Here is a 25,055-nt window from a genome sequence, read left to right as displayed (position 1 = left end):
AGCGACGTCAGAATAGGGGTTTATTTTGGATATGCGCAGACAGTTGGCCCGTATCACCGGGCTGGTATTATTGGCTATGTGTTGGGCGCCGTTGAGTTGGGCCGCGCAAGGATGGCAACCGCTGGCGGAGAAGATCAACAAAAGCGAACACGATCCGCGTCAGTATGAGGCGATCAAATTGACTAACGGCATGACGGTGTTGCTGGTGTCCGATGCCCAGGCGCCGAAATCGCTGGCGGCGCTGGCATTGCCGGTCGGCTCGCTTGAAGATCCGAACAGCCAACTGGGTTTGGCGCACTATCTGGAACATATGGTGCTGATGGGCTCCAAGCGCTATCCAGAGCCGGAAAACCTGTCCGAATTCCTGAAAAAGCATGGCGGCAGCCACAACGCCAGCACGGCTTCTTATCGCACCGCCTTCTATCTGGAAGTGGAAAATGACGCGCTGGAGCCGGCGGTCGATCGCATGGCCGACGCCATTGCCGAGCCGCTGCTGGATCCGGGCAATGCCGACCGTGAGCGCAACGCGGTTAACGCCGAGTTGACGATGGCGCGTTCGCGCGACGGTATGCGTATGGCGCAGGTGGGCGCGGAAACCCTTAACCCGGCGCACCCGAGCGCGCGCTTCTCCGGCGGCAATCTCGATACGCTGAAAGACAAGCCGGACAGCAAGCTGCACGATGAGCTGACCGGCTTCTATAAGCGCTACTATTCCGCCAATTTGATGATGGGCGTTTTGTACGGCAATCAGCCGCTGCCGCAGCTGGCTGATATTGCGGCGAAAACCTTTGGCCGCGTGCCAAATCACGACGCCACCGTGCCGCCGATCACCGTGCCGGCCGTGACGCCGGAACAGCAGGGCATCATCATTCACTATGTGCCAGCACAGCCGCGCAAACAGTTGAAGGTCGAGTTTCGCATCGATAACAACAGCGCCGCGTTTCGCAGCAAAACCGATACCTACATCAGATACCTGATCGGCAACCGCAGCAAGAACACCCTGTCTGACTGGTTGCAGAAGCAGGGGCTGGCGGACGCCATCAATGCCGGCGCCGATCCGATGGTGGATCGCAACGGCGGCGTCTTCGCCATCAGCGTTTCACTGACCGACAAAGGCCTGGCCAAGCGCGACGAGGTCGTCGCCGCCATTTTCAACTACCTGAAAATGCTGCGCAGCGAAGGCATCAAGCAAAGTTACTTCGACGAAATCTCGCATGTTCTCAACCTGGATTTCCGTTATCCGTCGATCACGCGCGACATGGACTACATCGAATGGCTGGTGGACACCATGCTGCGCGTGCCGGTTGAACATGCGCTGGACGCGCCTTACCTGGCCGATCGCTATGATCCGAAGGCGATCGCCGAACGCCTGGACGCCATGACGCCGCAAAACGCCCGCATCTGGTTCGTCAGCCCGGATGAGCCGCACAACAAGACGGCCTATTTCGTCAACGCGCCTTACCAGGTCGACAAAATCACGCCGCAGCGCTTTACGCAGTGGCAGCAGTTGGGGAGTGGGATTTCCCTGTCGTTACCGACGCTCAATCCGTACATCCCGGATGACTTTACCCTGACCAAGCCGTCGCACGAGTTCAAAAAGCCGGAAATGGTGGTGGATAACCCCGGCCTGCGCGTGCTGTACATGCCGAGCCGTTACTTCGCCGATGAGCCGAAGGCCGACGTCACCGTCGCTTTCCGCAACGCCAAGACCATGGATTCCGCGCGCAACCAGGTGCTGTTCTCGCTGACGGATTATCTGGCCGGCCTCGCGCTGGATCAGCTGAGCTATCAGGCATCGGTTGGCGGGTTGAGCTTCTCGACCTCGCCGAACAACGGCCTGATGTTTAACGCCAACGGCTTTACCCAGCGCCTGCCGCAGTTGCTGACGGCGCTGATCGAAGGCTATTCCAGCTTCACGCCGACGGAAGATCAGCTGGCGCAGGCCAAGTCCTGGTATCTGGAGCAGTTGGACGCCGCCGAGAAGGGCAAGGCGTTTGAATTGGCCATTCAGCCGGTGCAGATGGTTTCCCGCGTGCCGTATTCCGAACGCAGCGAACGCCGCGAAGTGCTGAAGACGCTGACGCTGAAAGACGTGCTGGCCTATCGCGACAGCCTGCTGGCCGAGGCCACGCCGGAGCTGCTAGTGGTGGGCAACATGAGCAAGCAGCAGGTCGACACGCTGGCGTCGACGCTGAAACATCGCCTGGGCTGTACCGGCATCGAATGGTGGCACGGCGAAGACGTGGTGGTGGACAAAAATCATCTGGCCAATCTGCAACAGGTGGGCAGCAGCACCGATTCGGCGCTGGCGGCGGTCTATGTGCCGACTGGTTACGACGAAGTGGCCGGCATGGCCTACAGCTCATTGCTGGGGCAGATTATTCAGCCGTGGTTCTATAGCCAACTGCGCACTCAGGAGCAATTGGGATATGCGGTCTTCGCCTTCCCAATGTCGGTGGGGCGCCAATGGGGCGTGGGCTTCCTGTTGCAGAGCAACAGCAAACAGCCGGCCTACCTGTACCAGCGCTATCAGGATTTCTACCCGAAAACCGAGAAACGCTTGCGCGACATGAGCGAAGCGGACTTTGAGCAGTACAAACAGGCGCTCATCAATGAGCTGAAGCAGCGGCCGCAAACCCTGAGCGAAGAGGCCAGCCGGTTCGCCAACGATTTCGATCGCGGCAATTTCGCCTTCGATACTCGTCAGAAGCTGATCGCGCAGGTGCAACAGCTGACGCCGGCCAAACTGGCGGATTATTTCCACCAGGCGGTGATCCAGCCACAGGGGCTGGCTGTGCTGTCGCAGGTGAGCGGCAGCGGGCAAGACAAGGCGGATTACGCGGCGCCTAAGGGCTGGGTCACCTATCCGAACGCGTCTGCATTGCAGCAGATCCTGCCGCGCAAAGTGGCGACGCCATGACGGAAACTGCCCCGCAGAGGCTGGAGCCGCTGACGCTGCCGCTGTTCGGCGAACGCCTGATTGAGGCGTCGGCGGGCACCGGCAAAACCTTTACCATCGGCGCGCTGTATCTGCGTTTGCTGTTGGGGTTGGGCGGTGAAGCGGCGTTTCCCCGGCCGCTGACGGTTGAAGAAATCCTGGTGGTGACCTTTACCGAGGCCGCCACCGAGGAGCTGCGCGGGCGTATCCGCGACAATATCCACGGGCTGCGCATCGCCTGCGTGCGGGGCGTCAGCGCCAACCCGCTGTTTTTGGCGCTGATGGCTGAAATTGACGACTTGACCGACGCCGCCTCGCAGCTGCTGGCGGCGGAGCGGCAGATGGATGAAGCGGCGATCTACACCATTCACGGCTTTTGCCAACGAATGCTGACGCACAACGCCTTCGAATCCGGCATGCTGTTTGAACAAACGCTGGTGCAGGACGAGTTGCCGCTGCGGCGGCAGGCCTGTGCCGATTTCTGGCGTCGCCACTGCTATCCGTTGCCGCTGGGCGTGGCGCGTGCGGTCAGCCAGGAGTGGAGCGGCCCGGAAGCGTTGCTGGCCGACCTTTCCGGCTATCTGCACGGTGAGGCGCCGGCGCTGCGCCGGCCGCCGAAAGAGGAAGAAACCGTCCTGATGCGCCACGAGCAGATCGTCGCGCGCATCGATGCCATCAAGGCGCAATGGCGTGCGGCGGCGGGCGATCTGGAGGCGTTGATCGCCCAGTCCGGCGTCGATAAGCGCAGCTACAGCAGCAAGCACCTGCCGAACTGGCTGAACAAGGTCGGCGAATGGAGCGGGCAGGAGACTCAGGACTACCAGTTGCCGAAGGAACTGGATAAATTTCGCCAGTCGGTGCTGCTGGAGAAGACCAAGAAAGGCGAGCCGCCGCGGCATGCGCTGTTCACGGCGATCGACGAACTGTTCGATGAGCCCTTGACGCTGCGCGACCTGATCATGGCGCGCGCGCTCAGCGAGATCCGCACTTCCATTCAACAAGAAAAGCGCCAGCGCGCCGAGCTGGGGTTTGACGACCTGCTCAGCCGGCTGGACGGCGCCTTGCAAAGCGGCGGCGGCGAACAGCTGGCGCAGGCGATCCGCCAGCGTTACCCGGTGGCGATGATCGATGAATTTCAGGATACCGATCCGCAGCAATATCGCATTTTCCAAAAGCTTTACGTCGGCCGGCCCGATTGCGGCCTGCTGTTGATAGGCGATCCCAAGCAGGCGATTTACGCCTTCCGCGGTGCCGATATCTTTACCTACATGCGGGCGCGCTCAGAGGTGAGCGCCCACTATACGCTGGAGACCAACTGGCGCTCGTCGCCGTCGATGGTCGCCAGCGTTAATCACCTGTTTTCTCAGGTAGAAAAACCTTTCCTGTTCGGCCAAATCCCCTTTATCGAGGTCAGCGCGGCGGAAAAGAACCAAGGGCTGGCGTTTGACCTGCACGGCAAGCCGCAACCGGCGATGCAGTTCTGGCTGCAGCAGGGGGAAGGCGCCGGTGTAAGTGATTACCAACAGCTGATGGCGCGCCTGTGCGCCACGCAAATTCGCGACTGGCTCAGCGCCGGGCAGCAGGGCCAGGCGTGGCTGCAGGGCGGCAAGGAGCCAAGGCCGGTACAAGCTTCCGATATCACGGTGCTGGTGCGCAGCCGCAATGAGGCGGCGTTGGTGCGCGATGCGCTGAGCGCGCTGTCCATTCCGTCGGTCTACCTGTCCAACCGCGACAGCGTGTTCGACACCCCGGAGGCCAAAGACCTGCTGTGGTTGCTGCAGGCGGTGTTGGCGCCGGAGCAGGAGCGCACGCTGCGCAGCGCCATGGCCACCGGGCTGATGGGGCTGGACGCGCCGACGCTGGACGGCCTGAGCCGCGATGAGCGTGCCTGGGACGAGCTGGTTAACGAATTCGACAATTACCGCACGCTCTGGCTGCGCCGCGGCGTGTTGCCGATGCTGAGCGAGGTGATGAAAGCGCGCCAGCTGGCGGAGAACCTGCTGGCCAGCGCCGGTGGCGAGCGTCGTTTGACCGACGTGCTGCATCTGGGGGAGTTGTTGCAAGAGGCGGCGGCGCAACTCGACAGCGAACATGCGCTGGTGCGCTGGCTGGCACAGCAGATCGCCCAGCCTAATCGCCAGTCCGATAATCAGCAACTGCGGCTGGAGAGCGACCGGCATCTGGTGCAGGTGATCACGATTCATAAATCCAAGGGGCTGGAGTTCGATCTGGTGTGGCTGCCGTTCGTCGGCAATTTCCGCCAGCAGCAGCAGCAGGCGCTGTATCACGATCGCCACAGCTTCCAGGCATTGCTGGATCTCGATGCCAATGAAGAGAGCCAGGCCTGGGCGGAGGAGGAGCGGTTGGCGGAAGACCTGCGCCTGCTGTATGTGGCGCTGACCCGCTCGGTGTACCACTGCAGCATCGGCATCGCGCCGCTGTTCCAGGGCACGCGCAAGAAACAGGGCGATACCGATCTGCACCGCAGCGCATTAGGCTATCTGGTGCAGGGCGGGCAGGCCGGCGACGCCGCGTATCTGCAGGAGCGCCTGCAGCAATTGGCGGGCGGCGGCATCGCGCTGTCGCTGGTGGAACCGCCGGACGAGGCGCCCTGGCAGCCCCAGGCATCGCTGGCCGCTGCGTTGGCGGCGAAAAGTTTTACCCGGCGGATCCAGGATTTTTGGCGGGTGACCAGCTATACCGGTTTGCAACAGCACGGTTCGAGCCTGATGCAGGATCTGCTGCCGCGTCTGGATGTCGACGCCGCGGGCGAGCGGGGTGAGGAGAGTGAGCCAGCGCTCACACCTCATACCTTCCCGCGCGGCGCAACGCCCGGCACCTTCCTGCACAGCCTGTTTGAAACGCTGGATTTCACCCAGCCGCTGGACGAACAGTGGCTGTTGGCACAGCTGCAACAGCAAGGATTTGCCGAGCACTGGCAGCCGATTTTGCTGGCGTGGATGCAGGTGTTGCTCAACACGCCGCTCGCCGCCAGCGGCGTGACGTTGTCGGCGCTGACGCCGCAGCACAAGCAGGCCGAGCTGCAGTTCTATTTGCCGATTAACCGGTTGTTGCAGGCGAAGGAGCTCGATGCCCTGGTGAAGCGTTACGATCCGCTTTCCGCCCGCTGCCCGGCGTTGGATTTCTATCAGGTGCAGGGCATGCTGAAAGGTTTTATCGACCTGGTGTTCTGCTGGCAAGGCAAATACTACCTGCTGGACTACAAGTCCAACTGGCTGGGGGAAGACAGTAGCGCCTATACCTGGCCGGCGATGGAGCAGGCGATGGCGGAGCATCGTTACGATCTGCAATACCAGCTGTATACGCTGGCGCTGCATCGTTATCTGCGTCATCGGTTGCCGGATTACGATTACCGGCGCCATTTTGGCGGGGTGATTTATCTGTTCCTGCGCGGCGTGGATGCGGCGCACCCGGGCAACGGCATTTTCACCTGTCTCCCCGAGCTTGAGCTGGTGGAGGGGATGGATCGCTTGTTCAGCGGCGAAGCTGCGGCGACGGAGGAAGGATCATGATCGCACTGCTGGAGCAGGCGGTGGCGCTTGGCGTGCTGCGCCCGCTTGACGTGCAGTTCGCCCGCGTGGTGGCGAGCGAAGACGAGCCCGATATTTTGCTGGCCGCCGCCTGCCTGAGCGCAGAGGCGGGGGCCGGTCACGTCTGCCTGATGCTGGAACAGCTGCAGGCGGACACGCTGTTTGAAGGGCGCCAGCCGGCGTTGGCGCTGGCGGTGTGGGAGGCGGCCGGGCGACCGGATAGCGCGCGTTGGCAGCAGCGTTTGGCGGCCAGCGCGGCGGTTGGGGACGGCAGCGGCGCTACGCCGCTGGTGCTGCGCGGGCCGCGCCTGTATCTGCAGCGCATGTGGCAAAACGAAGGCGAAGTGGCGGCGTTTATCGGCGGTGAAGGCGAGTCGCTGGCGGTGCCGGAGGCTGAGCTGCGCACCATTCTCGACCGCTTGTTCGGCGCGGCGAGCGACGAGCCCGACTGGCAGAAAATTGCCGCCGCGGTGGCCGCCACGCGGCGCATTGCGGTCATTTCCGGCGGGCCGGGCACCGGTAAAACCACCACCGTCGCCAAACTGTTGGCGGCGCTGGTGCAGCTGGATGAAAGCGCGCGCTTGCGCATTCAGCTGGCGGCGCCGACCGGCAAGGCGGCGGCGCGTCTGACGGAGTCGCTTGGCAGCGCCAGCCGCCAGCTGGCTTTGACCCCGGCGCAGCAGGCGCTGTTCCCGACGGAGGCGGCGACGTTGCACCGTCTGTTGGGGGCGCAACCGAACAGTCAGCGCATGCGTTATCACCGTGGCAACCGGCTGCATTTGGATGTGCTGGTGGTGGATGAGGCCTCGATGGTCGATCTGCCGATGATGGCGCGCCTGATTGCCGCGCTGCCCGATCGGGCGCGGGTGATTTTCCTCGGCGACCGCGATCAGCTGGCTTCGGTGGAGGCCGGCGCGGTGCTGGGCGATATTTGCCGCTTTGCCGAGCAGGGATACAGCGATGCGCGCGCCGCTGAGCTGAGCCGCCTGACCGGTTGTTCGCTCGCAGGGCAGCAGGCCGACGCGGAAGCGGCGGTGCGCGACAGCCTGTGCCTGCTGCGCAAGAGCTATCGCTTCGACGCCCGTTCCGGCATCGGTCAGCTGGCGTTGGCGGTTAACGCCGGAGCGGGGGATCGCGCGCTGGCGGCATTAAACGGCAGTTTCGGTGATGTTGCGGGCTATGCGCTGGCGACGAGCGAAGAGTATCAGGCGCTGTTGGATGCCTGCGTGGCGGGCTACCGCGACTATTTGCGGCTGACCGCAGAAGGCGCGGGCGCGGCGGCGGTGCTGGCGGCCTTTGGCCGTTTCCAGGTGCTGTGCGCGCTGCGTGAAGGGCCGTTCGGCGTCGCCGGCCTGAACGAGCGCATTGAGCTCGGGCTGCAGCGCGCCGGTTTAATTGACCGCAAGCCGGGCGTGCTTGGCCGCTGGTACCGGGGGCGGCCGGTGATGATCGGCCGCAACGACAGCGCGCTGGGGCTGTTCAATGGGGATATCGGCATTACGCTGCCGGATGAGCACGGCGATCTGCGCGTGCATTTCCAACTGCCCGACGGCAGCATCAAGTCGGTACAGCCAAGCCGTTTGCCGGCGCATGAAACCGCTTATGCGATGACGGTGCACAAATCTCAGGGATCGGAGTTTGACCATACGGTGCTGGTGTTGCCTAATCACTTCCTGCCGGTGCTGACGCGTGAGCTGGTCTATACCGCGATCACTCGCGCGCGTAAGCTGCTTTCGCTGTACGCTGCGGAGGCGGTGCTGCTGCGGGCCATTCGCACGCCGACCCAGCGCCGCAGCGGATTGGCTGAACGGCTGCAGGCGGCGGAATAAGCGCTGAGGGGCGCGGCAACGGCCGCGCCCCTCAGGGATTACAGATCCGCCAGCAGAATTTTGGAGCGGCGCTGGTAGTTGTACAACGCCTGTTTCTGCATCGGCAGCACGTCGACCTCCGCCGGGGTAAAGCCACGCTCCTGGAACCAGTGGATGCTGCGGGTGGTCAGCACGAACAGCTTCTTCAGCCCCATCTGCCGAGCCTGATTTTCCACCCGCTGCAGCAGCATCTCGCCGCGCGATGAGCTGCGGTAATCGGGATGCACCGCGACACAGGCCATCTCACCGATTTTTTCCTCCAAGAACGGGTACAGCGCCGCGCAGGCGATGGTCAGGTTGTCGCGTTCGATAATGGTGAACTTGTCGATTTCCATCTCCAGCTGTTCACGCGAACGGCGCACCAGAATACCCTGCTGCTCGAGTGGCCGAATCAGCTCCAGGATGCCGCCGATGTCGTTGATCGTCGCCCGACGCACCTGTTCGGCACTCTCCATCACGATTTGGGTGCCGATGCCGTCGCGCGAGAACAGTTCCTGCACCAGCGCACCGTCCTCTTGATAGCTGATCAGGTGGCTACGGCGCACGCCGCTGCGGCAGCCTTTCACCGCGCCACGCAGGAAGCGCACGGTGCCGGAATGGTAATCGCCGCCTTCCTCGAGCTCTTCAAGGCGCTTTTGCGCGTCGTTGGGGAACAGCTCGGAAAGGATGTTACCCTCCGCGTCGGTCACGCCCTGCGAGGAGCAGAAGCCGATCATTTTTTCCGCTTTCAGCTTGATTGCCAGCTGGGTGGCCACTTCTTCCGAGGTCAGGTTGAAGCTCTCGCCGGTAACGGAAACCGCGACCGGGCCGATCAGCACGATGGCGTTGCTGTCGAGCTGGCGGTGGATCGCGTCTTCATCGATGCGGCGAATGCGGCCGCTGTGGCAGTAGTCGATACCGTCATCGATGCCCAGCGGTTGCGCGATGATGAAGTTGCCGCTGACCACGTTGATATGCGCGCCCTGCAGCGGCGTATTGTTGAGGCTCATCGACAGCCGGGCGGTGATGTCGAGCTGCAACAAACCGGCGGCCTGCTTGACCAACTCCAGCGTATGGGCGTCGGTTACGCGCGTGTGCTTGTGGTAGATCGGCTCAAAGTTATGCTGCGCCAGGTTGGCGTCGATCTGCGGCCGCGCGCCGTAAACCACCACCAGGCGAATGCCCAGACTATGCAGCAGCCCGATATCGTTGACGATGTTGGAGAAATTCTCGTGTTCGATGGCTTCCCCGCCGAGCATGATGACAAACGTTTTGCCGCGGTGGGCGTTGATATAGGGGACTGAGTGACGGAATCCTTGCACCAGCTCTGTACTACGTTCCTTCACGACAAACCTCTTTTGCATATTTATACGGTATTTTTGTATTTTTATTCTTTTATAGTGCCGATGGCAAGCGAGAAATCATCATGAAGAGTGCGCTAAGGGCGCTAAATCGTTAATAAATTGAAAAACCATAAAAAGATTTTCTGATGACAGGGCTGGAATGATTGGTTAAAGTTTTCGGCATCCCCATTTTATTGATGTTTTTTTCATCTGTTGTAAACAGCTATTACTGCCGGAGCCGCATGCCAAACTCTAATCACAATCTGGGCCGCCGTCGTTTATTACAGGGCGTTGCCGCCAGCTGGTTGCTGAGTGTGAGTCGCACGGGCTTCGCCGCGTCATCGCACGTGATAGCCGTGCGCGTCTGGCCATCCTCCACCTATACCCGCGTCACGCTGGAATCCAACGTCGAGCTGAAATACAAGCAGTTCGCCCTGACCAATCCCGATCGCGTGGTGGTGGATATCGAGGGCGTCCACCTCAACAGCGTGCTGAAAGGCATCGCCGGGCAGGTGCGCGCCGACGATCCGTATCTCAAGCAGGCGCGCGTCGGCCAGTTCGATCAGAATACCGTGCGGCTGGTGCTGGAGCTCAAGCAGAGCGTCAGCCCGCATATTTTCACGCTGGCGCCGGTGCCGGAGTATCGCAATCGCCTGGTGATGGATCTCTATCCGACCAAGGGCAGCAGCGGCGGTGAGGAGTATGATCCGCTGCTGGCGTTACTGGAAGATTACAACAAGGGCGATCTGGAGCGCACGCTGCCGCCGGAAGCGCCGCAGGCCGGCAAGGCGGGGCGCGATCGGCCGATCGTCATCATGCTGGATCCCGGCCACGGCGGCGAAGATCCCGGCGCTATCGGCAAGTACAAGACGCGCGAGAAAGACATTGTGTTGCAGATTGCCCGCAAGCTGAGCGCCATGATCAAGCGCGAGCCGAACATGAAAGTATTCATGACGCGCAACGAAGACGTGTTTATCCCGCTCAAGGTGCGCGTCGCCAAGGCGCGCAAGCAGCGCGCGGATCTGTTCGTTTCGATTCACGCCGACGCCTTCACCAGCCGCGCGGCGCGCGGTTCATCGGTGTTCGCGCTGTCCACCAAGGGCGCCACCAGCTCGGCGGCCAAGTTCCTGGCGCAGACGCAGAACGCCTCGGACCAAATCGGCGGCGTCAGCAAGAGCGGCGACCGTTATCTCGACCACACCATGTTCGATCTGATCCAGACCGCGACCATCAACGACAGCCTGAAGTTCGGCAAGGAAGTGTTGAATCGGATGGGGAAAATCAACCGGTTGCACAAGAATCGCGTCGATCAGGCCGGTTTTGCGGTGTTGAAGGCGCCGGATATCCCGTCGATCCTGGTGGAGACGGCGTTTATCAGCAATATCGAAGAGGAGCGCAAGCTGCGCACCAGCCATTTCCAGCAGCAGGTGGCGGAGTCGATTCTGGCGGGCATCAAGGCTTATTTCGCCAACGGCGGCGCGCTGGCGAGCCGATAGAAGCAGAGCCGGGCGCGAGTCCGGCTATTTTTGCGGATTGCAGATACAAAAAAACACCCGTCAGGGTGCTTGTCTGTTGTCATCAAGAGTTGGTTGCGGAGGCCGGATTTGAACCGACGACCTTCGGGTTATGAGCCCGACGAGCTACCAGGCTGCTCCACCCCGCGTCCGTCTTGATGCTGTATTACTACGAAACCACCGTTTCATGGTATGCCGCTGGTACGGCATTCGGTTGGTTGCGGGGGCCGGATTTGAACCGACGACCTTCGGGTTATGAGCCCGACGAGCTACCAGGCTGCTCCACCCCGCGTCCGTATAATACTTTGTTATCGAAGCCAAACGCAAATACCGCTAATGCGGCATCGGTTGGTTGCGGGGGCCGGATTTGAACCGACGACCTTCGGGTTATGAGCCCGACGAGCTACCAGGCTGCTCCACCCCGCGTCCGATGGATGCGCACTATACTCTCCATGCGTTTTGTTGCAAACCCTTTTTGCATTTTATTGGCCTAAACCCGTTTTTCTGCTGAATTTGCCCGCAATTTGCCTTCTTTTTCATCACCATCCTCCGTGCGGCTTTTTTTATTTGCAGCGATTCCTTTATCAATGAGCGTTTGTTATCGTTCAGCCGGTAGATCATATCAGTTTGAGAGTGTGCGCGATGAAAGGACGTTGGGGCAAATACCTGCTGGGCGGGTTGATGGTGGCGGTGTTGGCAGGCTGTTCGTCCAAGCCGACCGATCGGGGTCAGCAATATAAAGACGGCCGTCTGGATCAGTCGCTGGAGCTGGTCAATCAGCCCAACGCCAAAGGTTCGCCGGTCAACGCCAAGGATTATTCGGATCAGCTGATGGAGATCAAGTACGCGTCGCCTTCGCTGTTTAACCGCAACAACGGCACCTATCAGGCGGTACAAAATTGGATGGCGTCCGGCGCCGACACGCGCATGCTGAGCCAGTACGGCCTCAGCGCTTACCAGATGGAAGGCGTCGACAATTACGGCAACGTGCAGTTTACCGGCTACTACACGCCGGTGGTGCAGGCGCGCTATACCCAACAGGGCGAGTTCCGCTATCCGCTGTACCGCATGCCGCCGAAGGGCAGGGGCCGCTTGCCGGATCGCGCGGGCATCTACTCCGGCGCGCTCGACGATCGCTATATCATCGCTTACACCAACTCGCTGATGGACAACTTCATGATGGAAGTCCAGGGCAGCGGCTATGTCGACTACGGCAACGGCCAGCCGCTGGTGTTCTTCGGCTACGGCGGCAAGAACGGCCACGCCTATCGCAGCATCGGCAAGGTGCTGATCGATCGCGGTGAAGTGGCCAAGGCGGACATGTCGATGCAGGCGATCCGTCAGTGGGCGGATACCCACAGCGCCGCAGAGGTACGTGAGCTGCTGGAGCAAAACCCATCGTTCGTGTTCTTCCGCCCGGAAGCTTTTGCGCCGGTGAGAGGTGCCAGCGCGGTGCCGCTGATCGCCAAAGCCTCGGTGGCTTCCGACCGTTCGCTGATCCCGGCGGGCACCACGCTGCTGGCCGAAGTGCCGCTGCTGGACAACAAGGGTAAATTCACGGGAAAATACGAGATGCGCCTGATGGTCGCGCTCGACGTGGGCGGCGCCATCAAGGGCCAGCATTTTGACATGTATCAGGGCATCGGGCCGGAAGCCGGCCACTCGGCGGGGTACTACAACCACTATGGCCGCGTCTGGGTGCTGAAGAACAACGGCGGCGGTCAGCTGTTCAGCGCCAATCAGTCAAACGGCAGCGGTTCGTTGCTGGCCACCCGCTAAACGCATACGGCGTGAAAAGAGTGACCCGCAAGGGCCGGATTTTCCGGCCCTTATCATTTGCATTACGAAGGTAATTAAAGCGTTATGAGCACAGCTTATTCGGAAGCCTATCTGCAGCGTTTCGGCGGCACGGCGCGGTTGTACGGCCAGCAGGCGCTGGCGGTGTTCGCGCAGGCGCACGTCTGCGTGATCGGCATCGGCGGCGTGGGTTCCTGGGCGGCTGAGGCGCTGGCGCGCACCGGCATCGGCGCCATCACCCTGATCGATATGGATGATGTTTGCGTCACCAATACCAACCGCCAGATCCACGCGTTGCGCCAACACGTCGGGCAATCGAAAACCGAGGTGATGGCGGAGCGTATCTTGGCGATTAACCCGGAATGCCGGGTGACCTGCATCGACGATTTCATCACCCCGGACAACGTCGCCGAGCTGCTGGACCATAACTTCAGCTACGTCATCGACGCGATCGACAGCGTGCGGCCGAAGGCGGCGTTGCTGTCATACTGCCGCCGCTTCAAGATCCCGGTGGTGACCACCGGCGGCGCCGGCGGGCAGATTGACCCGACCAAGATCGAAGTGGCCGATCTGGCGAAAACCATCCAGGATCCGCTGGCCGCCAAGCTGCGCGAGCGGCTGAAGCACGATTTCAACGTGGTGAAAAACGGCAAGGGCAAGCTGGGCATCGACTGCGTCTTCTCCAGCGAGCCGCTGGTTTACCCGCAGCCGGACGGTTCGGTGTGCGCTTCACGCAGCACGGCGGAAGGGCCGAAAAGAATGGATTGCAGCGCGGGGTTCGGCGCGGCGACCATGGTCACCGCTACTTTCGGCTTCGTCGCCGTGTCGCACGCGCTGAAAAAGATGGTGGCGAAGGCGGCGCGTCAGGCGTAACGGGCGGCGATCGCCTTGACGGCGGCGGCCAACGCCGCCAGGCCGCCGGCGCGGGTGGCGCTCAGTTGGGTGCGCAGCGCTAACCGGTCGAACAGCGCCAGCGGATCCAATGCGGCGATCTGCTGCGGCGTTTTCCCTTCCACTTCGGTCAGCAGCACCGCCAGCAGGCCGCGCACGATGCGGCCTTCGCTGTCGCCATAGAAGTGCAGCGTGCCGTCTTCCAGCAACTGGTGCCCCAACCAGACGCGGTTTTCACAGCCGCTCAACGCCATTTCTTCACTGCGCAAGGCCTCCGGCAGCGGCGGCAGCCGTTTCGCGAGCATAATCAGCTGGCGGTAGCGATCTTCCCACTGTTTCAGCGTGCTGAAGGTGGCGATCAACGCCTCGGCGGTGACCTCTCGGCCAAAAGGATGGGGGGCGAGCATAGCGTCTCCGGGAATCAAGTCAGTCGGCCAGCAGATCGAGGGCGTGAGTCAACGCGCTGACCAGCGTATCGACGTCCTGTTGCGTATTGTAGGGGGCGAACGACGCGCGCAGCGTGCCGCTGACGCCCAACGCCGCCATCAGCGGCTGCGCGCAGTGTTGGCCGGCGCGCAGCGCAATGCCTTGCTCCGCCAGCAGGGTGACGATGTCGCTGTGGTGTACGCCGGCGATGTCGAACGCCAGCAGGCTGGAGCCCGAGCTGCGGAAGCTGCGAAAGCCCGGCAGCTGTGCCAGCCGCTGTTCCGCCTGGTCCGCCAGCTCGCGGCTGTAGCGCTCCGCCGCCGCCATGTCCTGTTCGCTGAGCCAGGTGAGCGCCGCGGCCAACCCCAGCACGCCGGCGATGTTTGGCGTGCCGGCTTCGAAGCGATGCGGCGGCTTTTGCGGGGCAAAGCCGTCGAACGATGCCTGGGTCAGCATCTTGCCGCCGCCTTGCCAGGGTGCCATCTGCGCCAGCAGCTCGGCTTTGCCGTACAGCGCGCCGATGCCGGTCGGCCCATACAGCTTGTGGCCGGAAAAGGCGTAGAAATCGATGTCGAGCAGCTGTACGTCGGCCGGGCCGTGAACCACGCCCTGTGCGCCGTCGATCATCACGCGTGCGCTGGCGGCATGTGCCAGCGCGATCGCCGGCGCCAGATCCGGGCAGCCGCCGGTGACGTTGGACATTTGCCCCAGCGCCAACAGGCGGGTTTTGTCGTTGAGCAGGGTGGGCAGCTGTGTCAAATCCGGCAACCGATCGGCGCCGATCGGCAGTTTCACCACCCGCGCGCCGGTTTGTTCCGCCACCATCAGCCAGGGGATCAGATTGGCGTGGTGTTCCGCTTCGCTCACCAGAATTTCATCGCCCGGCTGCAGACGCGGACGCAGGTAGCTCTGCGCCACCAGGTTGATCGCTTCGGTGGTGCCGCGCGTCCAGACGATGTCGTCGGCCGACGGCGCATTGATCAGCTGCGCCACCTGGCCGCGCGCCTGCTCGAAGCGGGCGGTCAGATCCTGCGCCGCCCGATGCTGGCTGCGGTGCACGGTGGCGGCGTCATCGCGATAAAATTGCTGCGTGGCGTCGATCACCGCCTGCGGTTTTAACGCGGTGGCGGCGCTGTCCAGATAGATGCCGTCCTGCGCGAGCGCGGGAAACTGTTGGCGAAAAAGGCTGGGGTTAAAAGGCGTCATACCCTGATTGTCACTGGCTTGAGTCGATGGGGGATCCTGTCCTATTTTGCCGCCGGAGACAAGCGATCCTGCCTATTAGGACTTATCGCCTGGCAAAATTGGGAAAGTTTGTTATGCTATTAAATGTGCGCTTATTAATCGCATCTATACACATAAAAGGTATTTATCAGCATTTAAAACTAAAAAGGAGTCCTCAATGAAGAAAACAGCCGCAGTTCTCTCTGCCCTGATGCTTACGTTCACCCTGGCCGCCTGTTCCAGCAACTACGTGATGCATACCAATGACGGACGCACCATTGTCGCTGACGGCAAGCCAAAAGTGGACAACGATACCGGCATGATCAGCTATAAAGACGCCAATGGCGTCGAGCAGCAGATCAACCGCGCCGATGTGAAAGAGATGGTTGAAAGCAACCAATAACCGTCAGGCAAAAAAAAGCACCGCAAGTTTTGCGGTGCTGCATAAAATCACTATGGACAGACAGGGTAAATGTACAGGAAGTGAAAAAACAGTAGCCTAGCTACCATGTCCGGAATCGCCGGACAATTTGCAAACACAACATCACAACCACAAGCCAAAAGTTCATCGGCGTCCTCGACACCCACTCCCTTTTCGTTCCGGCCCGGGAAGTGCCGCCACTATAGGTATTTGCTGGCGCATCCTCAACGGACAAATTATAATGGCTCGGATTAAAAAAACTAATGGCAATACGCCGTTAGCGTTTACCGATGGCTTGCCACACAAAGCCGCCCGATTTTCGGCGCCGAATCATTCGGATTAATGTTACACAAAAGTAGCTAATTTAATGTCTAAACGCTTACCTCCCCTCAATGCGCTGCGCGTGTTCGATGCGGCCGCTCGCCACCTGAGTTTCACCAAGGCGGCGGAAGAGCTGTTCGTGACCCAGGCCGCGGTGAGCCACCAGATCAAGTCGCTGGAGGACTTCCTCGGGCTGAAGCTGTTTCGCCGGCGTAACCGCTCGCTGCTGCTGACCGAAGAGGGGCAAAGTTACTACCTCGATATCAAGGAGATCTTCTCTTCGATCAACGAGGCGACGCGCAAGCTGCAGGCGCGCAGCGCCAAGGGGGCATTGACCGTCAGTTTGCCGCCGAGCTTCGCCATTCAGTGGCTGGTGCCGCGCCTGTCCGGCTTTAACTCAGCTTATCCGGGGATCGACGTGCGCATCCAGGCGGTGGACCGCGAAGAGGACAAGCTGGCGGACGACGTCGACGTGGCGATTTTCTACGGCCGCGGCAACTGGCCGGGGCTGCGCGCCGAGCGCCTGTATGCGGAATATCTGCTGCCGGTGTGTTCGCCGAGCCTGCTGACCGGCGATCATCCGCTGAAAACCGCAGAGGATCTGGCTTATCATACGCTGCTGCATGACGTTTCACGCCGCGACTGGCTGGCCTATACGCGCCAGCTGGGGTTGCAGCACATCAACGTGCAACAGGGGCCGATCTTCAGCCATAGCGCGATGGTGGTGCAGGCGGCGGTACACGGCCAGGGCGTGGCGCTGGTGAACAACGTGATGGCGCAAACCGAGATTGAAGCCGGTCGCCTGGTGTGCCCGTTCAACGATGTGCTGGTCAGTAAAAACGCTTTTTATCTGGTATGTCATGACAGCCAGGCAGAACTGGGTAAAATAGCCGCCTTCCGGCAGTGGATCCTGGCGCGTGCCGCCAGTGAACAAGAGAAGTTCCGCTTCCGCTACGAACAATAAGGCCGGCCGCCGCCTTGCCGCGGCCGGTGATTTTTAATGGGATAGATCACGATGAGCAGCCGTTCCATGCTGGTTTTCGCCGCTATCAGCGGCTTTGTGTTTGTCGCGTTGGGCGCATTCGGCGCGCATGTGTTAAGCGGCACGCTCGGCGCCAACGAAATGGCCTGGATCCGCACCGGGCTGGAGTATCAGGGGTTCCACACCCTGGCCATCCTGGCGCTGGCGGTCGCGATGCAGCGCCGCGTGAGCCTGTGGTTTTACTGGAGCGGAGCGCTGTTGGCGTTCGGCACCGTGTTGTTCAGCGGCAGCCTCTATTGCCTGGCGCTGTCGCACCTGAAGGTCTGGGTATACATCACGCCGGTTGGCGGCGTGTGCTTCCTGATCGGCTGGATATTGATGTTGATTGGCGCTTTGCGTCTGAGGAAAAAGGCCGAGCGCCATGAATAAGATTGCGTTGTACTGCCGCCCTGGCTTTGAAAAAGAGTGTGCGGCGGAGATCACCGACAAAGCCGCCCAGCGGGAGATTTTCGGCTTTGCGCGGGTAAAAGAGCACAGCGGTTACGTGCTGTTCGAATGCTATCAGCCGGACGATGCCGACCGCCTGGCGCGGGAAATTCCGTTCCGCGAACTGATTTTCGCCCGCCAGATGATCGTGGTGGGCGAGCTGCTGCGCGATCTGCCGCCGGAAGATCGGGTATCGCCGATCGTCGGCATGCTGATCGGCGTGGTTGACCGCGGTGGCGAGCTGCGGGTGGAAGTGCCGGACACCAACGAAAGCAAAGAGCTGATGAAGTTCTGCCGCAAGCTGACGGTGCCGCTGCGCGCCGCGATGCGCGAGCAGAAGGTGCTGATGGCGCGCGAGAACCCGACCCGCCCGGTGGTGCACGTGTTCTTCATCGCGCCGGGCTGCTGCTACGTCGGTTACTCCTACAGCAACAACAACTCGCCGTTCTACATGGGCATTCCGCGTCTGCGCTTCCCGGCCGATGCGCCGAGCCGTTCGACGCTGAAGCTGGAAGAAGCGTTCCACGTGTTCATCCCCGCCGACGAGTGGGACGAACGCCTGGCCAGCGGCATGCACGCGGTCGATCTGGGGGCCTGCCCGGGCGGCTGGACCTATCAGTTGGTGAAACGCAGCATGATGGTGCATTCGGTGGATAACGGCCCGATGGCGCCGAGCCTGATGGAAACCGGCCAGGTGACGCACCACCGCGCCGACGGCTTCAAGTTCGAGCCGAACAGCAGCAAGATCTACTGGCTGGTGTGCGACATGGTGGAGAAGCCGGCGAAGGTAACCAGCCTGATGATCCAGTGGTTGGTGAAAGGCTGGTGCCGCGAAGCGATTTTTAACCTCAAGCTGCCGATGAAAAAGCGCTATGAGGAAGTGTCGCAGAACCTGATGAGCATCCGCGAAGCGCTGGGCGCTGCCGGCGTCAGCGTCGAAGTGCATGCCAAGCAGCTGTATCACGACCGCGAAGAGATCACCGTACACGTGCGCCGCATGTGGTCGGCGGTGCCGGGCCGGCGCGACGAGCGCGATTAATCGCGTTAAGCCTGATGAAGGGCGCTGCTTGCAGCGCCCTTATGGTATCGGCAGGCGCAGCTGCTGCAGGTTGCCGTCCAGCGACAGATCGGTGCGCAGCGTGGCGACTTGTTTGCTGACGTAGGCCAGCTCGCGGTGCCGCTCCAGCTTGCCGCGCCATTTCTCCGGCACCTGTTCCAGCTGCTGATAGAGCCCATCCAGGCTGCCCGACTGCTGCAACAGCAGCACGGCGGTTTTCGGCCCGATACCGGCCACGCCGGGGATCTTGCTGCTGCCGATCCCCGCCAGCCCCCAATAGTCCGGCAGCTGCTGCGGCTGCACGCCGAATTCCTGTTGCACGAAAGGCATATCCAGCCAGCGTTTCTGGAAGTAATCACGGATCTGCACGTTCGGCGCCAAAAGCTGGCAGTAGCCTTTGTCGGTGGAGACGATGGTCACCTGGTGGCCGCCGCCGGCGACCTTCGCCGCCAGCGTGGCCGCCAGATCGTCCGCCTCGTTGCCGGGAGAATGCCAGCTGGCGACGCCCAGTTCGGCGAAGGCCTCGCGCAGCTGCGGCATCTCCTGCTGCAGGTTTTCCGGCATCGGCGAACGCCCGGCCTTGTAGTCCGGCAGAATTTGGTGACGCCAGCTGTCGCGGCGATCGTCCTCGTCGAAGACCGCCACCGCGTGGGTCGGGCGGCTGTGCTGGATCAACTGCTGCAGCGCGTGGCGGCAGGCGTTGACGCAAGGGGAACCCTGCACGGCGTGAATGCGGCGGATGAGGTTCAGGGCGTCGACAATCAGTAGGTGTATCATCATGGGCGGCAAGGTCAGAAAACGGGGCGGCCGTTACGCCGCCCGGGATTGAGGGTCAGGCGACGATTTCGTAGCAGGGCACATAGGCGCTGCCCGGCAGCTTCATGCGGTGCTGGGCGACAAAGCCCTGCAGCAGGCTGTCCATCTGTTTCATCATCTGCGGCTCGCCGTGCAGCTTGTACGGGCCGAACTGCTCGATGGCGTGGATGCCGTTTTCCTTCACGTTGCCGGCCACGATGCCGGAGAACGCGCGGCGCAGCGCGGCGGCCAATTGCTCCGGCGGCTGGTTCGGATACAGGTTGAGGTTCGCCATGTTCTCGTGGGTCGGCTCGAACGGCAGCTGCAGATCCGGCGCGATGCGGATCGACCAGTTGAAGCTGTAGGCGTCGCCGGTGTTGCGGCGGTTTTCCTTCACCAGCGGCATGGCTTTCTTCATCTGCCGCGCCACTTCCGCCGGATCGTCAATGATGATGGTGTAGTGACGGCGCGCGGCATCGCCCAGCGTGTTCATGATGAACTCGTCCAGCACGCGGAAGTAATCGGCGCTCTCTTTCGGCCCGGTCAGGATCAGCGGCAGCACCTGTTCGCTGTTCTCCGGGTTCATCAGGATACCCAGCAGGTACAGCAGCTCTTCGGCGGTGCCGACGCCGCCCGGGAAGATGATGATGCCGTGCGCGATGCGCACGAAGGCTTCCAGGCGCTTTTCGATGTCCGGCATGATCACCAGCTCGTTCACCAGCGGGTTTGGCGGCTCGGCGGCGATGATCGACGGCTCGGTCATGCCGATGAAACGGCTGTTGCGGTAACGCTGCTGCGCGTGACCGACCGCCGCGCCTTTCATCGGCGCTTCCATCGCGCCCGGCCCGCAGCCGGTGCAGATGTTCAGCTCGCGCAGGCCCAGCTGGCTGCCGACCTTGCGCGCGTAAAGGTATTCGTTCTCGTTGATCGAGTGGCCGCCCCAGCACACCACCATATTGGGATCTTCATCCAGATGCAGCGTGCGTGCATTGCGCAGGATCGAGAATACCAGGTTGGTGATGTGGGCCGAGTTTTCCAGGTTCAGGTGCTGGAAACGGCCGGCGCTGGCGATTTGGCCGTGTACGAACAGGATGTCGCGCAGTACGGCGAACAGGTTGGCCTGCAGCGAGCGGATGATGCGGCCGTCGACGAACGCCTCTTCCGGCGGGTTGACCAGCTCCAGCTTCACCCCGCGTTCGCGGCGCAGCACGTTGATGTCGAAGGTTTCATAGCGTGACAGCAGCTGTTTGCTGTTGTCGGTTTGGCTGCCGGAGTTCAACACGGCCAGCGAACAGTTGCGGAACAGGCGGTACAGGTCGCTGCTGGCGGTACGCTTCAGCATGTCTACTTCCAGCTGCGACAATAAATCCATAGAGCCAAGCGGGCTGATGTGTGTAATCAAGGTAACTCCTTTGCACCCGGTGCGGGGCGGTAGTAATCCATACGCAGCAAAACAGCATCTCGTTATGGTTGGCGTGCTGCGGCGCAGCGGGCGCTCCGCCCGGCCGCAGCCTCGTTTTAACCTTACCGCCGTCCCTGCGCTTTTACCAACATAAACCGCTCGTTAGCTCAGTTGTTGAGCAATGTTTCGCACTTATTGGCGCGCCAGGCGGCCGCGTTCGGGAGCGAATTCGACGTTGCTGCGCCACGGGTTGATATCCAGCCCGCCGCGGCGGGTGTAGCGGGCGTAAACCGTCAGGCTTTGCGGCCGGCAGTAGCGCATCAAATCGTTAAAGATGCGCTCGACGCACTGCTCGTGGAATTCGTTGTGGTGGCGGAAGGAGACCAGGTAGCGCAGCAGCGCTTCGCGATCGATCTTGCCGCCGCGGTAGCTTATCTGCACCGAGCCCCAGTCTGGTTGATGGGTGATCAGGCAGTTGGACTTCAGCAGGTGGCTGACCAATTGCTCTTCCACCACCTCTTCACCGGCGGCGTTCAACAGGTAGTCGGCGTTGAACTCATAATTGTCGATGCGGATATCCTGCTGATCGATGCAGTCGCCGGCCAGGCGGGCGATCGGCGTGCCTTCCAACTGCTCGACGCTGAACAGGGTGACGCTCACCTCGCCCTGGGCGCAGGCGGACAGATCGCGCTGCAGCGTGCTGCGCACCGTTTCCCAATCGGCGAACGGGGTTTGGTTGAAGCTGTTGAGATACAGCTTGAAGCTTTTCGATTCGATCAGGTTCAGGCTGTCGGCGTTGAGGCTGATTTCACCGACCGCCACCTGCGGCAGCCCGTTGGCGTTCAGCCAGGAGAGCTCGTACAGCGTCCAGATGTCCGCGCCGTGGAAGGGGAGGTTATCGGGGTACAGCCCCAGCGGCTCGCGGTTCATGCTGCGCGGCACCGCCTGCAGCAGCGAGGCGTCGTAGCGATCGCGGTAGGCGGTGGGTTTGCCCAGCGTCAGCCCCGACAGGGCCTGGTGGTCTTGATATGAGGACATCTGCTGTCACCTTGGTCAGAGATAGGTACAATGGCCGTCAGTTTAACGTATGCGGGAAAGAATATGGACCATGATGTATCGCACGCTCTGCGTGAATTCACTCAACGCTATGTCGAGTTGTGGCAGCAAGAGCGCGGCCACGCGCCGGCCAGCCAGGCGCTGTACGGCGTGCCGTCGCCCTGCATCGTGGAGAACCGCGAGGACGAAGTGTTGTGGTTGCCACAGCCTTTCGAACCGGCGGCGACGTTGGAAAAGGTAGAAGCCGCGCTGGAGCTGCGTTTGCAGCCGGACGCGCACCGTTTCTACACGCAGCAATACGCCGGCGACATGAGCGCACAGTTCGGCGAGCATCGTCTGAGCCTGCTGCAGGTCTGGAGCGAAGAGGATTTTATCCGCCTGCAGGAGAACCTGATCGGCCATCTGGTGACGCAAAAGCGCCTCAAGCTGCCGCCAACGCTGTTCCTGGCGACCACCGAATCCGAGATGACGATGGTGTCGTTGTGCAACGTCAGCGGCAACGTGGTGCTGGAACAGTTCGGCAGCGATAAGCGTACCCTGCTGGCGGCGACGCTGGGGAATTTCCTCGATGCGCTGCGCCCGGTGCTGGACTGAATGGCGACGGATTCGCCGTCGCCCGTGTGCGAGATCTCTCACACGGGCTGTGAGAGATCGCTCTTAATTTTTCCCGCCTTTCTCCAGGCGATGAGATTATTGTTATCCAGATCAATTGGTTAGAATTTCTTTAGGATAACTCTTAGGCTTAATTTAGTGTGAGACACCTCCCAAACCCTTGTGATTCCGGGGAATTTAAGCGATCTTATCGTTACCGGAACGGAACCGGCGGAGCAGGAAAGCATCAGGATGATGCAGCTTCAGGAAGAAGAAAGGGATGCGCTCAGGCAAGAGCGAAGGATGGCGTCAGGAGATGCCCAGGATGTTTCAGGATAGAAACCAGGGACACCTCCAGGACGGAGATTGAGAGCCGGCACAGGACTGTCGGCGGGTCAGGAAGGCTGAGGAACCGCGTCAGGACGATGCTGCAGGATGATGCAAGGATCGCTTGGTCAGGATGGCCGCAGGAAAAGTTTTCAAGGATTGAGCAGGGAGCACGCTGTGTAGCGGGATAGCTATAAAACGAACCGGGGGCACTGTTAACGCAGTGCCCCCAACTTTTTGTTCCATTCCGCCGCGCGTGCGGCCCTGCCTTAATCCCTCTTCAGCGTTAACCAATCGCGCCCAGCGTATCGCCTGCGCCCTGTTTTTTCGGCAGCAGGAACAGCGTGGCGTAGATATCCAGCAGGTAAATTGCCGCCAGCAGGCTGATGGCCGCGGTAAACGACACCTGCGTCACCAGCGCACCGATTACCAATGGCCCCAGGCCGCCGACGCCGCGCCCCAGATTGAACAGGATGTTCTGCGCGGTGGCGCGTGCCTGCACCGGGTAGGTATCGGAAATTAACGCGCCGTAGCCGCCGATCATGCCGTTGACGAACATGCCCATCACGGCACCGGCGAACAGCATCAGCGTCGGGTCGCTCAACTGGGCGTAACCGATCACCATCACCACGGCGCCGACCTGATACAGCACGAAGATCTTCCAGCGGGGAAAGCGGTCGGCCAGTACGCCAAACAGCCAGATGCCGAACGTCATGCCGACCACCGTCACCGCCGTCCACAGGCCGGACTTGGTGAGCGAGAAGCCAAAGTTTTTCGCCAGGTAAGTCGGCATCCAGATCATCAGGCCGTAGTAACCGAAGTTCTGCACCGAACAGAGAATGAAGATGCCGATGCTGGCCCTGCTGGTGGCGCGATCCTTGAACAGCAGGCGCAAACGCTGCAGGAAGGAGAGCGATTGCCCAGCGTCTTTCTGCCGTACGAATTCCTCCGGTTCGCCCAGAGTGCGGCGGATCAGGAATGACGCCAGCGCCGGCAGCAGGCCGACCAAAAACATGCCGCGCCAGCCGATGTGTTCCAGCAGCAGCGGCGTCAGGAAGGCGGCCGCCAGCACGCCCAGTTGCCAGCCCATGCCGACGTAAGCCGAAGCGCGGTTGCGCTTCTCCGCCGGCCAGGCTTCGGCGATCAGCGCCATGCCGATGCCGAACTCGCCGCCCAGCCCGATGCCCGCCAGGGTGCGATAGGCCAGCAGATCCCAATATCCTTGCGCCACGGCGCACAGGCCGGTGAACAGGGAAAACATCAGGATGGTGATCGTGAGCACCCGGATTCGGCCGAAGCGATCGCTGAGGTGGCCGAAGATCACGCCGCCCAGCACCGCGCCGATCAGCGTCCAGGTGACCAGCGAACCGGCGGCCGATGAGGTTAATCCCAATTCGCTGCTGATGGCCGGCAGCATAAAGCCGAGGATCAGCAGGTCAAACCCGTCCATGGCGTAACCGGTGACCGAAGCCAGCATGGCCTTACCGGGCGTCGCGTGGTTTTTTTTCTCTGTTATTACGGACATGAATCTTTATCTGTGTGGTGAACTCGGTGGGCCTATTGTGCCGCGCGGCGGCGGACGCCACCAGATAAAAACGGCGGGCTGTCTCAGACGCGCCGAATTTGGGCTATAAAAATGCTATGCTTTGCCGCCTTTCAGCCAGCGCGCTGAATACCATGATGAAAAGAGATCGGGAATGCAGATGAGTATACATAACCAGGTGCGCCGCAGTTTGCAGGCGATTGAACAATCCATGCGCGATCTGGCGCTGTGGCAGGCCGCGCCGCCTGATCATGAGGCCTTCTCCAGCACCGAGCCGTTCTGCATCGACAGCATGTCGGCCGAAGCCTGGCTGCAGTGGGTGTTCTTGCCGCGCATGTATGCGTTGCTGGACGCCGAAGCGCCGCTGCCGACGCGCTTCGCCATCACGCCTTATTTCGAAGAGGCGTTGAAAGATCGTGAACCGAGCAGCCTGCCGCTGCTGGTGCTGCTGCAACAGCTGGATTTGATGTTGAATAAAGCGCCGTAATTCGCCGGCGGCGCGCAGATTTTTGCCGCCCGGCAGTGTAGAGTACTCGCGCGGAT

Annotated in this window: 19 protein-coding genes and 3 tRNA genes; 12 read left to right on the top strand and 10 right to left on the bottom strand. The window is 61.4% G+C overall.

Annotated features, from left to right (window positions below):
- Positions 1 to 31 precede the first annotated feature (31 nt).
- The 3 genes from ptrA to recD are packed head-to-tail and all read left to right on the top strand — an operon-like array spanning position 32 to position 8,318.
- Positions 32 to 2,920 carry a pitrilysin gene (ptrA, locus tag ACK3CV_RS20175; RefSeq protein ID WP_164039867.1) on the top strand — a complete coding sequence of 963 codons (2,889 nt, stop codon included), beginning with the start codon at positions 32 to 34 and terminating at the stop codon, positions 2,918 to 2,920.
- On the top strand, positions 2,917 to 6,471 hold the full coding sequence (gene recB, locus ACK3CV_RS20170; RefSeq protein ID WP_164141275.1) for an exodeoxyribonuclease V subunit beta: 3,555 nt from the start codon (positions 2,917 to 2,919) through the stop codon (positions 6,469 to 6,471). Before ptrA ends, recB begins: the two co-directional genes overlap by 4 nt.
- Positions 6,468 to 8,318 carry an exodeoxyribonuclease V subunit alpha gene (recD, locus tag ACK3CV_RS20165; protein ID WP_164039871.1) on the top strand — a complete coding sequence of 617 codons (1,851 nt, stop codon included), beginning with the start codon at positions 6,468 to 6,470 and terminating at the stop codon, positions 8,316 to 8,318. Before recB ends, recD begins: the two co-directional genes overlap by 4 nt.
- Positions 8,319 to 8,356: 38 nt before the next feature.
- On the opposite strand, the gene argA is transcribed toward recD, so the two are convergent.
- Positions 8,357 to 9,700 (bottom strand): amino-acid N-acetyltransferase, encoded by a 1,344-nt coding sequence (gene argA / locus ACK3CV_RS20160; protein WP_049232224.1) that lies wholly within the window; start codon positions 9,698 to 9,700, stop codon positions 8,357 to 8,359.
- 221 nt (positions 9,701 to 9,921) lie between these two features.
- Here argA and amiC point away from each other — a divergent pair, with 221 nt between their 5' ends.
- Positions 9,922 to 11,175, top strand: a complete 1,254-nt coding sequence (amiC, locus tag ACK3CV_RS20155) for an N-acetylmuramoyl-L-alanine amidase AmiC (RefSeq protein ID WP_033635752.1) — start codon at positions 9,922 to 9,924, stop codon at positions 11,173 to 11,175.
- Between the two features lie 90 nt (positions 11,176 to 11,265).
- Here the strand turns inward: amiC and ACK3CV_RS20150 are convergent.
- The 3 genes from ACK3CV_RS20150 to ACK3CV_RS20140 all read right to left on the bottom strand — a co-directional run bounded on the left by ACK3CV_RS20150 (position 11,266) and on the right by ACK3CV_RS20140 (position 11,619).
- Positions 11,266 to 11,342: transfer RNA gene (locus ACK3CV_RS20150), tRNA-Met, on the bottom strand.
- Between the two features lie 66 nt (positions 11,343 to 11,408).
- Positions 11,409 to 11,485, bottom strand: a tRNA-Met gene (locus tag ACK3CV_RS20145).
- Positions 11,486 to 11,542: 57 nt separating this feature from the next.
- Positions 11,543 to 11,619, bottom strand: a tRNA-Met gene (locus ACK3CV_RS20140).
- A 216-nt stretch (positions 11,620 to 11,835) separates the two neighbouring features.
- On the opposite strand from ACK3CV_RS20140, the gene mltA reads away from it, so the two are divergent.
- On the top strand, positions 11,836 to 12,972 hold the full coding sequence (mltA, locus tag ACK3CV_RS20135) for a murein transglycosylase A (RefSeq protein WP_086580378.1): 1,137 nt from the start codon (positions 11,836 to 11,838) through the stop codon (positions 12,970 to 12,972).
- Positions 12,973 to 13,056: 84 nt separating this feature from the next.
- Positions 13,057 to 13,863: a tRNA cyclic N6-threonylcarbamoyladenosine(37) synthase TcdA gene (gene tcdA / locus ACK3CV_RS20130; RefSeq protein WP_004931886.1), complete on the top strand. Its 807-nt coding sequence runs from the start codon at positions 13,057 to 13,059 to the stop codon at positions 13,861 to 13,863.
- Here tcdA and csdE read toward each other — a convergent pair.
- Together csdE and csdA are read right to left on the bottom strand one after the other, a co-directional pair.
- Positions 13,854 to 14,288 carry a cysteine desulfurase sulfur acceptor subunit CsdE gene (csdE, locus tag ACK3CV_RS20125; protein ID WP_164040299.1) on the bottom strand — a complete coding sequence of 145 codons (435 nt, stop codon included), beginning with the start codon at positions 14,286 to 14,288 and terminating at the stop codon, positions 13,854 to 13,856. The two genes, tcdA and csdE, sit on opposite strands and share 10 nt — an antisense overlap.
- A 19-nt stretch (positions 14,289 to 14,307) precedes the next feature.
- Positions 14,308 to 15,513 carry a cysteine desulfurase CsdA gene (gene csdA, locus ACK3CV_RS20120; RefSeq protein ID WP_164040297.1) on the bottom strand — a complete coding sequence of 402 codons (1,206 nt, stop codon included), beginning with the start codon at positions 15,511 to 15,513 and terminating at the stop codon, positions 14,308 to 14,310.
- Between the two features lie 196 nt (positions 15,514 to 15,709).
- Here csdA and ACK3CV_RS20115 point away from each other — a divergent pair, with 196 nt between their 5' ends.
- From ACK3CV_RS20115 to rlmM, 4 genes are all read left to right on the top strand, one after another.
- A complete protein-coding gene (locus tag ACK3CV_RS20115) occupies positions 15,710 to 15,934 on the top strand; it encodes a YgdI/YgdR family lipoprotein (RefSeq protein ID WP_025304050.1) in 225 nt (74 codons plus the stop codon).
- A 385-nt stretch (positions 15,935 to 16,319) separates the two neighbouring features.
- Positions 16,320 to 17,237, top strand: a complete 918-nt coding sequence (locus ACK3CV_RS20110; RefSeq protein WP_025304049.1) for a transcriptional regulator GcvA — start codon at positions 16,320 to 16,322, stop codon at positions 17,235 to 17,237.
- A 51-nt stretch (positions 17,238 to 17,288) separates the two neighbouring features.
- Positions 17,289 to 17,684 carry a DUF423 domain-containing protein gene (locus ACK3CV_RS20105; protein ID WP_004931896.1) on the top strand — a complete coding sequence of 132 codons (396 nt, stop codon included), beginning with the start codon at positions 17,289 to 17,291 and terminating at the stop codon, positions 17,682 to 17,684.
- Positions 17,677 to 18,780, top strand: a complete 1,104-nt coding sequence (rlmM, locus tag ACK3CV_RS20100; protein WP_033635748.1) for a 23S rRNA (cytidine(2498)-2'-O)-methyltransferase RlmM — start codon at positions 17,677 to 17,679, stop codon at positions 18,778 to 18,780. Before ACK3CV_RS20105 ends, rlmM begins: the two co-directional genes overlap by 8 nt.
- Before the next feature lie 39 nt (positions 18,781 to 18,819).
- Here the strand turns inward: rlmM and xni are convergent, their stop codons facing one another.
- The 3 genes from xni to queF form a co-directional block, all read right to left on the bottom strand.
- Positions 18,820 to 19,578, bottom strand: coding sequence for a flap endonuclease Xni (gene xni / locus ACK3CV_RS20095; RefSeq protein WP_033635747.1), 759 nt, complete (start codon positions 19,576 to 19,578; stop codon positions 18,820 to 18,822).
- 52 nt (positions 19,579 to 19,630) lie between these two features.
- Positions 19,631 to 20,995 (bottom strand): nucleotide 5'-monophosphate nucleosidase PpnN, encoded by a 1,365-nt coding sequence (gene ppnN / locus ACK3CV_RS20090; RefSeq protein WP_019455737.1) that lies wholly within the window; start codon positions 20,993 to 20,995, stop codon positions 19,631 to 19,633.
- 192 nt (positions 20,996 to 21,187) lie between these two features.
- Positions 21,188 to 22,033: an NADPH-dependent 7-cyano-7-deazaguanine reductase QueF gene (gene queF, locus ACK3CV_RS20085; protein WP_033649800.1), complete on the bottom strand. Its 846-nt coding sequence runs from the start codon at positions 22,031 to 22,033 to the stop codon at positions 21,188 to 21,190.
- 63 nt (positions 22,034 to 22,096) lie between these two features.
- On the opposite strand from queF, the gene syd reads away from it, so the two are divergent.
- Positions 22,097 to 22,645 carry a SecY-interacting protein gene (gene syd, locus ACK3CV_RS20080; protein ID WP_033649801.1) on the top strand — a complete coding sequence of 183 codons (549 nt, stop codon included), beginning with the start codon at positions 22,097 to 22,099 and terminating at the stop codon, positions 22,643 to 22,645.
- A gap of 610 nt (positions 22,646 to 23,255) precedes the next feature.
- Here syd and ACK3CV_RS20075 read toward each other — a convergent pair.
- Positions 23,256 to 24,494 carry an MFS transporter gene (locus tag ACK3CV_RS20075; RefSeq protein WP_033654117.1) on the bottom strand — a complete coding sequence of 413 codons (1,239 nt, stop codon included), beginning with the start codon at positions 24,492 to 24,494 and terminating at the stop codon, positions 23,256 to 23,258.
- Positions 24,495 to 24,672: 178 nt separating this feature from the next.
- On the opposite strand from ACK3CV_RS20075, the gene ACK3CV_RS20070 reads away from it, so the two are divergent.
- Positions 24,673 to 24,999, top strand: coding sequence for a YqcC family protein (locus ACK3CV_RS20070; protein WP_033654135.1), 327 nt, complete (start codon positions 24,673 to 24,675; stop codon positions 24,997 to 24,999).
- The last annotated feature ends 56 nt before the right edge of the window (positions 25,000 to 25,055 follow it).

The organism is Serratia sp. TSO36 (assembly GCF_057808395.1).
The sequence above is the reverse complement of the archived record's forward strand: the minus strand, read 5'-3'. Positions and strand labels throughout refer to the sequence as shown.